13 protein-coding genes are annotated in these 13848 nt (G+C 71.7%); 7 read left to right on the top strand and 6 right to left on the bottom strand.

Annotated features, from left to right (window positions below):
* Positions 1-96: 96 nt before the first annotated feature.
* Entirely contained in the window at positions 97-957 is an 861-nt protein-coding gene (locus ACZ7LY_RS24350) for an aldo/keto reductase (RefSeq protein WP_471626805.1), read from the top strand.
* Between the two features lie 66 nt (positions 958-1023).
* Complete coding sequence (locus tag ACZ7LY_RS24345; protein ID WP_471626804.1) at positions 1024-2151, top strand: DmpA family aminopeptidase; 1128 nt, start codon at positions 1024-1026, stop codon at positions 2149-2151.
* On the opposite strand, the gene ACZ7LY_RS24340 is transcribed toward ACZ7LY_RS24345, so the two are convergent.
* From ACZ7LY_RS24340 to ACZ7LY_RS24320, 5 genes are all read right to left on the bottom strand, one after another.
* Positions 2141-2488, bottom strand: a complete 348-nt coding sequence (locus tag ACZ7LY_RS24340) for a DUF202 domain-containing protein (protein ID WP_471626803.1) — start codon at positions 2486-2488, stop codon at positions 2141-2143. The genes ACZ7LY_RS24345 and ACZ7LY_RS24340 overlap by 11 nt on opposite strands.
* Positions 2485-2826, bottom strand: coding sequence for a YidH family protein (locus ACZ7LY_RS24335; protein WP_471626802.1), 342 nt, complete (start codon positions 2824-2826; stop codon positions 2485-2487). Before ACZ7LY_RS24335 ends, ACZ7LY_RS24340 begins: the two co-directional genes overlap by 4 nt.
* A gap of 113 nt (positions 2827-2939) precedes the next feature.
* Entirely contained in the window at positions 2940-4514 is a 1575-nt protein-coding gene (locus ACZ7LY_RS24330) for a PTS transporter subunit EIIC (RefSeq protein ID WP_471626801.1), read from the bottom strand.
* A 40-nt stretch (positions 4515-4554) separates the two neighbouring features.
* Positions 4555-5511, bottom strand: a complete 957-nt coding sequence (murQ, locus tag ACZ7LY_RS24325) for an N-acetylmuramic acid 6-phosphate etherase (protein ID WP_471626800.1) — start codon at positions 5509-5511, stop codon at positions 4555-4557.
* 47 nt (positions 5512-5558) lie between these two features.
* The gene (locus ACZ7LY_RS24320) at positions 5559-6488 is read right to left on the bottom strand and encodes a MurR/RpiR family transcriptional regulator (RefSeq protein ID WP_471626799.1); all 930 of its coding nucleotides are present in this window, start codon (positions 6486-6488) and stop codon (positions 5559-5561) included.
* 302 nt (positions 6489-6790) lie between these two features.
* Here ACZ7LY_RS24320 and ACZ7LY_RS24315 point away from each other — a divergent pair, with 302 nt between their 5' ends.
* The 4 genes from ACZ7LY_RS24315 to ACZ7LY_RS24300 all read left to right on the top strand — a co-directional run bounded on the left by ACZ7LY_RS24315 (position 6791) and on the right by ACZ7LY_RS24300 (position 12540).
* Complete coding sequence (locus ACZ7LY_RS24315; protein WP_471626798.1) at positions 6791-9007, top strand: DUF7507 domain-containing protein; 2217 nt, start codon at positions 6791-6793, stop codon at positions 9005-9007.
* 215 nt (positions 9008-9222) lie between these two features.
* Positions 9223-9771, top strand: coding sequence for a cysteine hydrolase family protein (locus ACZ7LY_RS24310; protein ID WP_471626797.1), 549 nt, complete (start codon positions 9223-9225; stop codon positions 9769-9771).
* A gap of 283 nt (positions 9772-10054) precedes the next feature.
* Positions 10055-11425: an APC family permease gene (locus ACZ7LY_RS24305; RefSeq protein ID WP_471626796.1), complete on the top strand. Its 1371-nt coding sequence runs from the start codon at positions 10055-10057 to the stop codon at positions 11423-11425.
* A 956-nt stretch (positions 11426-12381) separates the two neighbouring features.
* Positions 12382-12540 carry a hypothetical protein gene (locus ACZ7LY_RS24300; protein WP_471626795.1) on the top strand — a complete coding sequence of 53 codons (159 nt, stop codon included), beginning with the start codon at positions 12382-12384 and terminating at the stop codon, positions 12538-12540.
* A 205-nt stretch (positions 12541-12745) separates the two neighbouring features.
* On the opposite strand, the gene ACZ7LY_RS24295 is transcribed toward ACZ7LY_RS24300, so the two are convergent.
* Positions 12746-13072: a GNAT family N-acetyltransferase gene (locus tag ACZ7LY_RS24295; RefSeq protein WP_471626886.1), complete on the bottom strand. Its 327-nt coding sequence runs from the start codon at positions 13070-13072 to the stop codon at positions 12746-12748.
* Between the two features lie 88 nt (positions 13073-13160).
* On the opposite strand from ACZ7LY_RS24295, the gene ACZ7LY_RS24290 reads away from it, so the two are divergent.
* Complete coding sequence (locus ACZ7LY_RS24290; RefSeq protein ID WP_471626794.1) at positions 13161-13370, top strand: hypothetical protein; 210 nt, start codon at positions 13161-13163, stop codon at positions 13368-13370.
* The last annotated feature ends 478 nt before the right edge of the window (positions 13371-13848 follow it).

The raw sequence follows: 13848 nt of genomic DNA, 5'->3' as shown, positions 1-13848 counted from the left end.
GCCTTCCTCACGCCGGGCGACGACGTCCGCAACGAAATGGCTGGAGCCCGTCACCGACGAGGTGTACGGCAAGCTGCCGAAGAACGGAGCGACCGCATGACCGTCCTCGACGAGACCTACACGCTGGCCAACGGTGTCGAGATCCCGAAGCTGGGCCTCGGCACGTGGTTCATCGACGACGACCGGGCGGCCGAGGCGGTCCGCGCGGCCGTCGAGACCGGCTACCGCAACATCGACACCGCGCAGGCGTACGGCAACGAGCGCGGCGTCGGCGAGGGCGTACGCACCGCCGCCGTCCCCCGCGAGGAGCTGTTCGTCTCGACGAAGCTCGCGGCGGAGATCAAGGACCACGGGCGGGCCGTCGAGGCCATCGACGCGTCGCTGGAGACGATGGGCCTGGAGTACGTCGACCTGATGCTCATCCACAGCCCGCAGCCCTGGAACGACTTCCGCGGCGGCGACTACGCCGAGGGCAACCGGCAGGCGTGGCGCGCGCTCGAAGAGGCCCACGAGGCGGGCAGGATCCGCGCCATCGGCGTCTCCAACTTCCAGGAGCGCGACCTGGAGAACCTCGCGCACGGCGCGCGCGTCACCCCGCACGTGAACCAGTTGCTGGTGCACGCGGGCAACACCCCCTCGGCGCTCCTGGAGCACTGCGCCCGGCAGCGGATCCTCGTCGAGGCGTACTCCCCCATCGCCCACGGCGCGATCCTCGATAACCCCGAGGTCCGGGCGATGGCCGAGCGGTACGGGGTGTCGGTCCCGCAGCTCTGCATCCGCTACACCCTGCAACTGGGCACGGTCTCGCTGCCCAAGACCGCGAACCCCGAGCACATGCGCGCCAACGCCGCCGTCGACTTCGTCATCTCCGACGCCGACATGGCCGCGCTGCGCGAACTGCGGGACGTCGACTACGGGGAGCACAGCGCCTTCCCGGTCTACAGCGGCAAGCAGTAACCCGCGCCTCCCCTCTCACGCAGCCGCCCCTCCCCTCCCTTCTCATGGGTCCCCTACGATCACGGCATGACGCGAGCCAGGGACGTGGGGATCGGGGCCGGCTGGGGCCCCGCCGGGGAGTACGACGCGATCACGGACGTGCCCGGGGTGCGCGTCGGGCACAAGACGCTGGTCCGGGGCGACGGCGTACGGACCGGGGTCACCGTCGTCGTCCCGAGGCCGGGGCCCGCGCTGTGGCGGGACCCGGTGTTCGCCGGCTCGCACACCCTGAACGGGAACGGCGAGCTGACCGGCCTTGAGTGGGTCCGCGAGGGCGGGCTCCTGGAGACACCGATCGCCCTCACCAACACGCACAGCGTCGGCGTCGTACGGGACGCGCTGGTCGCCCACCAGACGGCGCTGCGCGGCCCCGACGAGGAGTACTGGGCGCTGCCCGTGGTCGGGGAGACCTGGGACGGCCGGCTCAACGACGTCAACGGGCAGCACGTCACCGCGCAAGACCTGCGGGACGCGCTCGACGCGGCCGAGGGCGGGCCCGTCGCGGAGGGGAACGTCGGCGGCGGCACCGGCATGATCGCCCACGGGTTCAAGGGCGGCATCGGCACCGCGTCCCGCGTCGTCGACGACGGCGAGGGCGCCCACACCGTCGGCGTGCTCGTGCAGGCCAACCACGGCACCCGGGACCGCTTCACCGTCGACGGCGTCCGGATCGGGCCCCTGACCACGGACATCCCGCTGCCGGGCGTGCCCGGCACGGCGCCCGGCCCCGGGCGGCTGCCCGACGGGTCCGGCAGTATCATCGCCGTGATCGCCACCGACGCGCCCCTGCTGCCCGACCAGTGCCGGCGCCTGGCGCAGCGGGCCGGCCTCGGCGTGGGGCGGCTCGGCGGGACGGGCGAGCACTGGAGCGGCGACATCTTCCTCGCGTTCGCCACCGGCAACAGCGGGCTCGCGGGCGCGTACGGCACCCCGGCCACCCCGGAGATCCCGCTGCGGATGCTGCCCCACCGCCGGATCAGCCCGCTGTTCGCCGCCGCCGTCGACGCCACCGAGGAAGCCGTCCTGAACGCGATCCTGGCCGCCCGCACGATGACCGGCCGCGGCGGCTTCGTCGCGCACGCCCTGCCCGCCGACCGCCTCCGTACGACCCTCGCCGCCGGTACGTCCCCGAGCGCCCCGCCCGCTACGGGCTGACGAGCCGCGCCACGATGTACGCCAGTGCCGTCGCGCCCAGCGCGCACACGAACGCGGTGCACGCCCGCGGCAGGGCCCCGGCCCGCAGGGGCGTGCCCGCGCGCAGGGCGCGTTCGGTGTCACGGGCGCGGCGGGCCGCGAGGGCGGTCAGGGCGAGCGCCGCCGGGAGCCCCGCCGCGAGGAGCAGGACGGCCGGGCGAAGGTGCTGGTGCGTCATCAGGCGGGCGAGCGCGAGGACGGCGACGGCCAGGGCCAGCGTGGTGCGCCGCCACGCGAGGGCGGTGCGCTCGGGTTGCAGCCCCTTGTCCCAAGGTCCGCGCGGGGGCGGGCAGTTCACCGTACGACCATCAGGACGACGAGGGCGCCCACGACCGTGAGGGCGCCGGTGAGGACGGGGGCGGCGCGGAAGCGGGGCAGGGGGCGGCCGGTGCGCAGGGCGCGTTCGGCGCCGGACCAGCGCAGCAGGGCGGTGACGGCGCAGCCGATGCCGCACACGACGAGCAGGACAGCCAGGATGTCGCGCTGCGTGGTGTGCGCGGTGAACGCCTCGATGCCGACGCCGCCGGCCATCAGGGCGAGGGCGGTGCGCTGCCAGGCGAGGAAGGTGCGTTCGTTGGCGAGGGTGAAACGGGGGTCCGGTTCCTCGCCGTCGTCGTAGAGGGAGGGGCGGGGCATGGCGGTGCTTTCGGGACGGGGCCGTGCCCCGCGCCGGGTGAGGGCACGGGGCACGGCGGTCGGGAGGGCGGGCGGCCGGCCGGGCGGGCGGGCGGGCGGTCAGGGGGTCGGGGTCAGGCGGTCTGGGGTGTGCGGGCCGGTTCGGGTGCGGGCTCGGGGGCGGCTTCCGGGGCCGGGTCGGCGGCCGTGGGGTGGTCCTGCGCCGGTGCGGGCAGGGGGTTGGCGCCCGCTTCCGCCGCCTCCAGGTCCTCCTCCACGTTGTTGAGGTCGGCCAGCATCGACTTCGAGAAGCCGAAGAAGTACGTCACCGCGCAGGCCACGCCCGCCGCGACGAACCAGGCGCCCGTGTAGATGAGAGCCGCCGGGCCGATGCCCTTGCTGCCGTCGAGGAGGGGGACGAGGACGAGTCCGGCGGGGCCGATGGCCGTGGAGCCGGTGCTGACGCCGAGCTGGCTGAAGAGGCCCACGATGCCGCCGCCGACGGCCGCGCCGATCCCGGCGGTGATGAAGGGACGTACGAGGGGCAGCGTCACCCCGTAGATGACGGGTTCGCTGACGCCGAGGGCGCAGGTCGGCAGGGCCGACTTGATGGTGCGGCGCAGCGCCTTGTTGCGGCGGGCGCGGAAGTAGACGGCGAGGGCGGCACCGGCCTGGCCGCCGCCGGCCATGGCAAGGATCGGGTAGAGGGCGCTGTAGCCCTGCTGCTCGATGAGGGTGGTGTGGATGGGGATGAGGGCCTGGTGCAGCCCGAGCATGACGAGGGAGGAGAACAGGCCGCCGAGGATGACGCCCGCTCCGACGCCCGCGTGGGTGAGGAGCCAGGTCGCGCCGTCGCCGATACCGCCCGCGATGGTGCCGGCGAGCGGCATCAGGAGCAGGAGCGCGACGAGGCCGGACAGGAACACGGCGATGGTGGGGACGAGCAGCACCTGGAGGGCTTCGGGCACCCAGCGGCGCGCCCAGCGTTCGAGGTAGGCGCAGAGGACGGCGGCGCCGAGCGCGCCGAGCACTCCGCCCTGGGCGGGCTTGAGTTCACCGAAGAACGTGCTGGTGATGTCGGCGACGCCGGGGTAGACGACGATCGCGGCGACGGCCCCGCCGAGGATGGGTGTGCCGCCGAACTCCTTGGCCGCGTTGTAGCCGACGAACACGGCGATCAGGGACATGAAGCCCTGGGCGAGCGCGGTGGTGATGGGGATGACGCCGGACAGCGCGTCCGAACCGCTGGACAGGGCTATGGAGTTGAGGATGCCGCCGACGCCCGCGATGACACCGCACGCGATGAGCGCGGGGATCAGGGGCACGAAGATGTTGGCGATCTTCCGGATGAACAGCTTGCCCTTGGTGGCGTTCTTCTGCTTCTGCGCGGCCTTCATCGCGGCGCCCTTGGCGGCGAGCGCGTCCGGGGAGGCATCGGCGGCGGGGGCCGAGCCGCGCTCCTCGTCGACGAGCCGGCCGAAGGCGGTGGCGACCTGTCCGACGGCGGCCGGGCCGAGGACGATCTGGTACGTGTCGTCCTCGACGACACCCATGACCGCCGGGTGGTCCTTGATCTGCTTGGCCTGGATCAGTGCGGGGTCCGCGATGCCGAGGCGCAGCCGGCTGATGCAGTTCGCCACGGAGGTGACGTTGTCCGCGCCGCCGACCAGGGAGAGCAGGTCGTGAGCGGTCTGCGTGTGCTTGTCCATGATGGTGCTGCCGTTCCGTACGTCGTTGGGGGAAGGCCGGTCAAGGGGTGAGCAGCGCGGCGTGCAGGGCGTCGCGGAGGTGGCCGTCATGCGCGGCGAGGAGGCGGGCGGCTGCGGGGCCGTCGACCCCGCCGAGGATGACGAGGATCGCGTTCTTCACCTCCCCGTCACTCGCGGCCAGGGCGTCCTCGATGGTGGCGTCGTCGGCGCCGGTGGCCAGCGAGACGATGCGGCGGGAGCGGGCGCGCAGCTTCTCGTTGGAGGCCCGTACGTCGACCATGAGGTTTCCGTAGGTCTTGCCGAGCCGGATCATGACCACGGTCGACAGGGTGTTGAGGACGAGCTTCTGGGCGGTGCCCGCCTTCAACCGGGTGGATCCGGTGAGGAGTTCGGGCCCGACGACGACCTCTACGGGGAGGTCGGCGGCGGCGCCGAGTTCGGAGCCGGCGTTGCAGGCGAGGCCGATGGTGAGGGCGCCGACCTCGCGGGCGTACCGGACGCCGCCGAGCGCGAAGGGGGTGCGGCCGGAGGCGGAGATGCCGACCACGGTGTCGTCGGGGGTGAGCCCGAGTGCGCGCAGGGCGCTCTCGGCGGCGTCCGGGTCGTCCTCGGCGCCCTCGACGGCCTTCAGCATGGCGTCCAGTCCGCCCGCGATGACGCCGACGACCTGGCCGGGGGCGGTGTTGAAGGTGGGCGGGCACTCGGCGGAGTCCAGGACGCCCATGCGGCCGGCGGTGCCCGCGCCGACGTGGATGAGGCGTCCGCCCCGGCGCATCCGCTCGGCCACCGCGTCGACGGCGGCAGCGAGTTGGGGGGCCGCGTCGGCGAGGGCGGCGGGCACCTTGGCGTCCTCCGCGTTCATGGTGCGGATGATCTCCTCGGTGCCGAGCCGGTCGATCTCGGCCAGTTCGGGGCGGTGCGCCTCGGTGGCGAGAGTGTCGAGCTGCGCGCGCAGGTCGCCGTAGGGGGCGGTGGCCTGCTGGTCGGTGACGGTCATGGCGACGCTGCCTTCTGGTGGGTGGGCCTGATGGGTGGGGGCCTGGGTCACAGGCGGGGGGCGGTGGCGCGGTGGCGGGGGCTGACGGCCTGGAACGAGGCGGCGAGGCCGCGTTGGGCCGTGGCGTGGTAGGTGCGCTGCGCGGCGGCGGTGAACAGGCAGTCCACGACGAGGAGTTGACTCGTACGGCTGCTCATCGACGCGGAGCGCAGGTCGCTGCCCTGGGCGGCGGCGGTGGCGAGCACGTGGTCGGCGTAGTGCGCGACCGGCGAACGCGGGGTGCTGGTGAGGGCGATGGTGGTGGCGCCGTTGGCGGCGGCCTTGCGCAGCGGGTCGACGACGTCGGCGGTGGTCCCGGAGTGGGAGATGGCGAGGGCGACGTCGGCGTCGGTGAGCTGCACGGCGCTGGCGAGGGCGCGGTGGGCGTCGCTGTGGGCGTGGGCGATGAGGCCGATGCGCATCAGCTTCGCGGCGAGGTCCTCGGCGACGCCGCCGGAGGTGCCGACGCCGTACACGTCGATGCGGCGGGCGCCGACGAGGGCGGTCAGGGCGGCGTCGAGCTGCTCGATGTCGAGCTGGACGGCGGTGTCGGCGAGGACCTGCCGCTCCTCCTGGGCGAGCTTGGCGACGACCTGCTCCAGCGGGTCGTCCAGAGCGACGCCGCCCACGGTGTCGGTGCCCTGGGCGTCCTCGACGCGCTGCTGTGCGGCGAGTTCGACGAGGGCGGTGCGCAGCTCGCGGTAGCCCGTGTAGCCGAGGAGGCGGGCGGTGCGTACGACGGTGGTCTCGCTGGTCCCGGTGTGCTCGGCGAGTTCGCTCACCGTCCGGCGCGAACAGCCTTCGGCGTCGGCGATCAGCGCCTGCGCGACCTGCTGCTGCGACTGGGCCATGCCCGGCAGCAGCGTGCGGACCTTGGCGGTCAGGGCGTGGTGGTGGCCGCCGACCTGGGTAGTAGTTTCTGCCGCGTTCGTCCTCATACGGCGAAACTAACTACCGCCGAGCACCTGAACGGGGGGTCTTTGGACCTCTGACGTGCGGTGAAGGTCCTGCGCGTACGGGAGTGCCGACCGCCGGGGCGGTGGGCCCTGCGTACCGGTGCGGCCGGGGGGCTGGCGGCGACCGGTCCGAGGGGCGGGGCGGGCCGGTGTGATCAGTCGCTTCTCTGTAGGCCGTTTCGCGCAGCGCGCGGGGGCCCGCCCGCCCGCTGACCGGGTGCTCCTGCCCGCTGACCGGCCTGTCGCGGGGAGCGCCGGTGGCGTTGCTGCTAGCCATGCTGCCCATGAAGCAAAGGCTCAGATCTTCCTCCCCGCGGCACGGCAGAGCCGTGCGGTTCGCCGTCGCGGTGGCGCTCTCGCTGAGCGTCGGCTCCGGCGCGGCCGCTGCCCTGACCCCCGCCGCCTCCCCGACCGCGGGGCCCCGGGCGGGCGGCAGCCCGCTCGTCGAGGAGACGTTCACCCGGGCGAGCGCGCCCGACTTCACCGGTGTCGGCTCCGCCTGCCTCACCGGCGCTCCCGGGGCGGCGGCGCCCGGCCCCGGCGGGCTCGCGCTGGGTGGCTGCCCGGACGGTGTCGGGCCGGTCCCGCCCCCGGACGCGGACCCGCGCGGCTATCTGCGGCTCACCGACGCGTCCAACGACCAGTCGGGCGCCGTGCTCTACAACCACGCCCTGCCCGCCGACCACGGCCTCGACGTCACGTTCGACCAGTGGCAGTACGGCAGCACCACACCGGCGACGCCCGCCGACGGCATCTCGTTCTTCCTCGTGGACGGCGACACGGACCTGAACCACCCCGGAGCGTTCGGCGGCAGCCTCGGCTACGCGCAGAAACTCCCCGACGACAACCCCTCGGCCGCTTTCCTGCCCGGCGTGGACCGCGGGTATCTCGGGGTCGGCCTGGACGTCCTCGGCAACTACTTCGGCGACTGGGAGCACCGCGGCAACGGCTGCGCGAACCGCTCCCCCGCCGGCACGGGCTTCCGCATCCCCGGGCCCGGCGCGAACATGGTCACGCTGCGCGGTCCCGGCGACGGCATCCAGGGCTACTGCTTCCTCAAGGCCACCACGTCCAACACCGGCACCACGCCGCCGTGGCCCTCGACGCTGCCCGGCACGCTCCAGGGCCCGCTGACGGAGCTGCCGCCGGGCGCCGGACCCGCCGAGGCGGAGACCGCGCTCGAACCGTCGCGCCGCCGGGTCCACGTCCAGATCACCCCGGCGCCGAACCCCGTGCTGACGGTGTCGGTGGACTTCAACGACGGGCGCGGATCCCAGCAGGTGCTGACGACTCCGGCGCCCCAACCGGTGCCGGACACCTACAAGTTCGGGTTCGCCGCCTCCACCGGCCTGTTCACGGACGTCCATCTGATCCGCAACGTCGCCATCGCCACGGACCGCCCGCTGCCCCGGCTCGACCTCGTCAAGCAGGTCCGCCGGCCGCTCCCCGGCGACCTCGTCGAAGGCTCCCGCGTGCCGTACGACTTCGTGGTCACGAACTCGGGCGGCACCGACCTCACGGACCTCACCGTCGACGACCCGAAGGTCGGGCCGGTGTCCTGCCCCGTGAGCACGCTCCCCCCCGGTGAGACGGTCACCTGCACCGCCACGTACACCGTGACGGCCGAGGACGTCGAACGCGGCAGCATCGACAACACGGCCACGGCACAAGGCCGTTCGGGCGACGACACCGTGACGTCACCGCCGTCCTCGGAGACCGTGCCGATCGAGAAGCCGTCCGGCATCTCCGTCGAGAAGAAGGTCGCCACGCCCGGCCCGTACGCGGTCGGCCAGACGGTGACGTACACGTACACCGTCCGCAACACGGGCGGCACCACGCTCACCGATGTCGGGGTCCACGACGACCACGTCACGGATGTCACCTGTGAAGCGACGACGCTCGCCCCGCAGGGCCGCCCCGGCGACAGCACCACGTGCACCGGGGAGTACACGATCAGCCAGGCCGACGGCACGGCCGGTTCCGTCACCAACACCGCCACGGCGACGGGACGGTCCGACGACCGGACCGTGACCTCACCCCCCACCGACGCGACGCTCCCGGTCGGCGCGCCCCATCTCACCCTGCACAAGCGGGCGCAGCCGGGCGGCCCGTTCGGCGTCGGGGACAGGGTCCGCTACACGTACACGGTGACGAACACCGGTAGCACGACGCTGCACGACGTCCTGGTCGCCGACGACCGTGTCGCCCGCGTCACCTGCGAGGCCACGACACTCGCCCCCGGCGACAGCACCACCTGCCACGGCACCTACACCGTCACCCACGCCGACCTCGCCGCCTGCGACCACGAGCGGGCCGGGGCCGGGAAGCGGTGCACCGTGACCAACGTGGCGCGCGCCGCCGGCACCGACCCCTCGGGCCACCAGACGGCGAGCGACCCCGCGCGGGCCACGATCAAGATCATCGGCAAGGGCCACCCCTGCGAGCCCGACGGATACGGCTACGCCGCCCGACACCACCACCCCTGCCCCACCCACCCCTGACCCACCCACCCGGCGCGGCCTCCCCTCCCCCAGGGCGAGGCCGCGCCGCCATGTCCGGGCACGGCCGGGTCCAGGACCGCGACTCTGGCCGCTGGTCTGGGTACCCGTATCGGGCCGGCCTGCCGGCGTCGGACACCGCTGTCGATCATGTCCACGACCGGAAGTTCGCACGCACCCGCCGGGCGAAGGGCACGACGAGAGGAGAGACTGGGGTCATGCCGCACACAGCGCTCATCGTGATCGACATGCTCAACACGTACGACCACGAGGACGCCGACACGCTCGTGCCGTCCGTCCGTAAGGCCCTGCCCGGCATCTCCGACCTGCTCAAGCGCGCGCGGGACGACGGGGCCCCCGTCATCTACGTGAACGACAACTTCGGGCGGTGGCGCTCCCACCACGGAGAACTCCTGGAGGCCGCACTCGCGGGGCGGCACTCGGAACTCGTCGAGCCGATCGCCCCGGACGAGGAGTCACTGTTCGTCGTGAAGGCCCGGCATTCGGCCTTCTACGAGACACCCCTCGCCTACCTCCTGGGGGACCTGAAGGTCGAGCGCCTCGTGCTGTGCGGGCAGGTCACGGAACAGTGTGTGCTGTACTCGGCGCTGGACGCCCACATCAGGCACTTCGAGGTCGTCGTCCCCCCTGACGCGGTCGCACACATCGACGCCGAGCTCTCCGACGCGGCGCTGCGGATGATGGAACGCAACATGGGCGCCGTGCTGTGTGCCGCCCAGGACATCGCCTTCGACACCGCCCCCTGACCCCGCGCCCGGTCTCACGGATACTGACGGGCTCTACGCCCCCGAACCAGCCCGGCTCAGAGATCAGACCGGTGGGGAAACGTTCCGGGAGGCGGATCGCTTGGCGGACCACAGCCTCGCACACCGGACCGGCGCCGGGTTTCGAGCGGGGCATCACGGTCACACGGCCCGAGCGATGTTCCGCTCGTCGGCCACTGCGGTAACGGGTCTCGATCAGGACGTCGCGCTCCCACCTCCGACCTCTCGCCTCCCACCTGACGAAAGGCTGAGCGCAGACGTGAGCATGAAGACAGACCGATCGGCGCCCGACGCTCAGCCGGCCTCACTCAAGCGTGTGCTGGGGACGCCCCTGCTGTACTTCTTCATCCTCGGCGATGTCCTCGGCGCCGGCGTCTACGTCCTGATCGGGCAGGTGGCCGCCAAGTCCGGCGGCGCGGTATGGGTCCCGCTGGTGGTGGCTCTCGGTCTGGCGCTGCTGACCGCCGCCTCCTACGCGGAGCTCGCCACGAAGTACCCCCGCGCCGGCGGAGCCTCGTACTACACCACTCTCGCCTACGGGCCGTTCGTCGGCTTCTTCACCGGGTTCTGCATGCTGGCGGCCGGGATCGTCTCCGTCGCCGCGCTGGCCCGGGGCTTCGGCGGCACCTACCTCACCGCCTTCGTCGACCTGCCCGTCGCCCTCGTCGCCGTCCTCTTCCTCGCCGCGCTCGCCCTCCTCAACGCCCGCGGCATCAGCGAGTCCACCCGCGCGAACGTGGTCGCCACCTGCATCGAGAGCAGCGGCCTCCTCCTCATCATCGGTCTCGGCGTCTGGCTCGTCGTCCGAGGCGACGGTGACCCGGCACGGCTGGTCCAGCTCGGCACGCCCGATCACGGCCCCGTGGCCGCGGCGCTGAGTGGCGCGGTTCTCGCCTACTACTCCTTCGTGGGTTTCGAGACATCCGTCAATGTCGCCGAGGAGACCCGCGACCCGCGTCGTACGTACCCGCGTGCCCAGTTCGGCGCCCTCGGTACGGCCGGACTCATCTACGCGGCGGTGGGCGCGGCCGCCTCCGCCGCCATCCCCACCAGCGTCCTGGCCGGCTCCGACGGGCCGCTCCTCGAAGTGGTGCGAGCGGCCGGTGCCGTGCCCGAGTGGCTGTTCTCCGCGATCGCCCTGGTGGCGGTGGCGAACGGAGCGCTGCTCACCGGGATCATGTGCTCGCGGCTCGCTTTCGGCATGGCCCGCGAACGTCTGCTGCCCGCGTTCCTCACCCGCGTACTGCCTCAGCGCCGCACCCCGTGGGCGGCCATCGCCACCACCACGGCACTGTCCCTGGTCCTCGCCCTCACCGGTGACATCGAGACCTTGGCCGCCACGCTGGTGCTCCTTCTGCTGGTCGTCTTCTTCACCGTGAACACCGCCGCCCTCGTCCTTCGGCGCCGCGAGGGCTCCGGAAACCAGGACCATTTCCGCGCCCCAGCCGCGATCCCGGCCCTGGGGGCGCTCTCCTGCGTCCTGCTCGCCACCCAGGTCGACGGCGCGGTCTGGATCCGCGGACTCGCCCTCCTCGCCGTGGGAGCCGTCCTGGGACTCGTCGCCACCGCGTCCGCACGCCGCAGGGCCACGGCCGTACCGGGCACGGGCACGGGCGCGGGCACCGACGCGGACTGACAGGCCGCCGAAACACGCCTCACTCCGCCCGGGCCGGCTCACCGAGAAGGCATGCCCCTTACCCAGAAACGGACGAGGGCCGGTGTCGGATCTCTCCGACACCGGCCCTCGTCTGCGACTTCGTAAAGTCGGGACGACAGGATTTGAACCTGCGACCCCTTGACCCCCAGGAGTGAGGGTCGAGGGGATTTTCTGGATATAGCACGCTAAGTCTCGCCGTAGACAGTGTGTGCGTCGACCCGTCGTGCACCAGTGCGCACGCCGTGTGGTCCCCATCTGGTCCCCAGCTCAGCGGCGGGCCTCCCCGCCGCAACGCGGATTGAGGAGCCGCAAAGTGGTCGACGCCTGGCGACGAACAGGCACGCATGACGGTGGATTCCAGTCCGGGACACACGTTCGTCGCGGCCATGAACACGGTCTGCCACAGAAGACCGAGAGTGCCGGTCGGCCGCGGCGCGACTACGGTCACCGACATGTCGAGACCGCTGACGAGACACGACTGAGGCTCGGCACCTGTTGCACCGCGCAGTCGGCATAGATCATCGCCTCCACACGACGGGTCACCACCCGCCCGCGTCTCGGCAGTGCGCGCGATTTCGGGCGCATGTACGGGCAGGCTCGCTCGCCTTCCTGGCCTCCTACCTGGTCAACTCCAGACAGCAAATCCGTGTACAGGGCACCGGTCCCCAGAGCTGGTCCCCAAGCCAACACCCTCGAATTCTGCCCCTTGACGAAGGGAGCGCTTCATCACGGACGAGGCGGATGGGACTCCGGCACCACCACCATCCCGATCTCCTCGCTCGGCTCCCCCGCCATCACCGGGGAGCGCGTCCCGTTCTGCACGGACTGCCCGCGCATCCCCGGCGACGTCCCTGGCCCGGCACATGCCCGACCAGGCGTGGGTGGATGACACGGTCCGGGTCTAGAGCGAAGACCGCCCGTACGTCATCGCGAAGGTGTACACCCGGTTCCCCAAGGGAGGCGGAGGCGTCGTCATCCCGCCGAGCTGGATCGAGGCCGCCATCTCCTTCGACCCCACCGGGGAGGGCTGGCACCGGATCTGCGACCTCGGCCTCAACAACGGGACCGCCGCCCACACCGTCAAGGTCAGCTGATACGGCCACTCATCTGACGGCCCGTTGACTCTCGCGAGCAGCGGGCCGTCCCGCACCGCCTTTTCACAACGACACAGGTTCCCTATCAGTTGCCAGAGGCGCATGAAGTTCCACGTCTAAGCGCACACCGTCGTACTCGAGCTTCTGTCGTTGCTGTCCTTCCACCGCGAAGCCGGCAGCGCGAGCCACACCGCATGAGGCGGGATTATTCACCGATGCCCAAGCTCCAGCCGGAAGAGTTCGGCATCGTCGAAAGCCCAGCGGCCACAGCACAGCAGGCACGGGAAGCTATGCCCTGGCCACGTGCCGTTGCCGTCGTCCAGTAGGACACCCATCCAACGGCATGACGCCGATCCACCGAGCCGACGCATACCTGACCGAGAACGAGGCCACCATCGGCGGCGGCGAAGGAATAGGCAGAATCCGCAACCCATTGGTCGCCACGAGCCGCTATCCACCGCTCAGCAGCCTGCACAGAGTCAACCGGCTCGACGGACTGTCCACGCATGAGCGGATCCGCGAATGCGGTCATCATTGCCAAGGCATCCTCAGTCGTCCATCTCCGCAACACCAGGCCAGAGGAAGCATCTACACGATCACGCACACTGAGGCCCGACGAAATGGCCCAGCTCCTCCAGGACACCTTCAGTCAGAAGGTCGCTGCCCTCATCGCCGGCGTTGAGGACCCGAAGCAGGTCGGGCGATGGGCCCGGCAGCAGAACACGCCCCGCATCGACTCCGAGAACCGGATGCGGTCCGCCTGCCAGGTCTTCACCTTCATCTCCAGCTGCGAGAACCAGCCGTCGCCCGCGCCTGGATGTTGGGGATGAACCCGCAACTCGACGACAGCTCGCCGATCGAGGCCATCGCCGAAGGCCGGTTCAAGGACGCGATGGCGGCAGCCCGCTCATTCCCACGGCGACCTCTGACGCACGCGCATGCGTTAGGTGAACATCTGTGGGGCACCTCCGCTCGCACGGAGAGAACGTCGCCGAGGACCAGGCGGAAGAGGTTGGCCTCGGGGCACCTCCGCTCGCGCGGAGAGAACACGCTCGTGCAGCCCGCCTGTTCCAGTTCCTGCGGGGCACCTCCGCTCGCGCGGAGAGAACCTTCACGAGCTGGGCATTCAAAGGATATTTGCTGTTCCTTGACCTTTGGCTCGTTCGAAGGCTACGAGGGTGAGGCCATCGAATTCGATCGGATTGCGACGCTAAGGTCCAGCGGTGTGGAAGACGAAACCTTGTTCGTTGGCAGCGGGATAGACCAGGACTGCGTTTCCGTCGGAGAGACAGGCCGTGAGGTTGTTCC

The organism is Streptomyces sp. NPDC107550, assembly GCF_055639095.1.
The sequence above is the reverse complement of the archived record's forward strand: the minus strand, read 5'-3'. Positions and strand labels throughout refer to the sequence as shown.

Bases quoted from the DNA above. Each gene is read 5' to 3' on its own strand.
- ACZ7LY_RS24330 (WP_471626801.1), bottom strand. From the start codon at position 4,514: ATGGACAAGCACACGCAGACCGCTCACGACCTGCTCTCCCTGGTCGGC.
- ACZ7LY_RS24320 (WP_471626799.1), bottom strand. From the start codon at position 6,488: ATGAGGACGAACGCGGCAGAAACTACTACCCAGGTCGGCGGCCACCAC.
- ACZ7LY_RS24295 (WP_471626886.1), bottom strand. From the start codon at position 13,072: ATGACCGCATTCGCGGATCCGCTCATGCGTGGACAGTCCGTCGAGCCG.
- ACZ7LY_RS24350 (WP_471626805.1), top strand. From the start codon at position 97: ATGACCGTCCTCGACGAGACCTACACGCTGGCCAACGGTGTCGAGATC.
- ACZ7LY_RS24335 (WP_471626802.1), bottom strand. From the start codon at position 2,826: ATGCCCCGCCCCTCCCTCTACGACGACGGCGAGGAACCGGACCCCCGT.
- ACZ7LY_RS24345 (WP_471626804.1), top strand. From the start codon at position 1,024: ATGACGCGAGCCAGGGACGTGGGGATCGGGGCCGGCTGGGGCCCCGCC.
- ACZ7LY_RS24290 (WP_471626794.1), top strand. From the start codon at position 13,161: ATGGCCCAGCTCCTCCAGGACACCTTCAGTCAGAAGGTCGCTGCCCTC.
- ACZ7LY_RS24305 (WP_471626796.1), top strand. From the start codon at position 10,055: ATGAAGACAGACCGATCGGCGCCCGACGCTCAGCCGGCCTCACTCAAG.
- ACZ7LY_RS24310 (WP_471626797.1), top strand. From the start codon at position 9,223: ATGCCGCACACAGCGCTCATCGTGATCGACATGCTCAACACGTACGAC.
- ACZ7LY_RS24315 (WP_471626798.1), top strand. From the start codon at position 6,791: ATGAAGCAAAGGCTCAGATCTTCCTCCCCGCGGCACGGCAGAGCCGTG.
- murQ (WP_471626800.1), bottom strand. From the start codon at position 5,511: ATGACCGTCACCGACCAGCAGGCCACCGCCCCCTACGGCGACCTGCGC.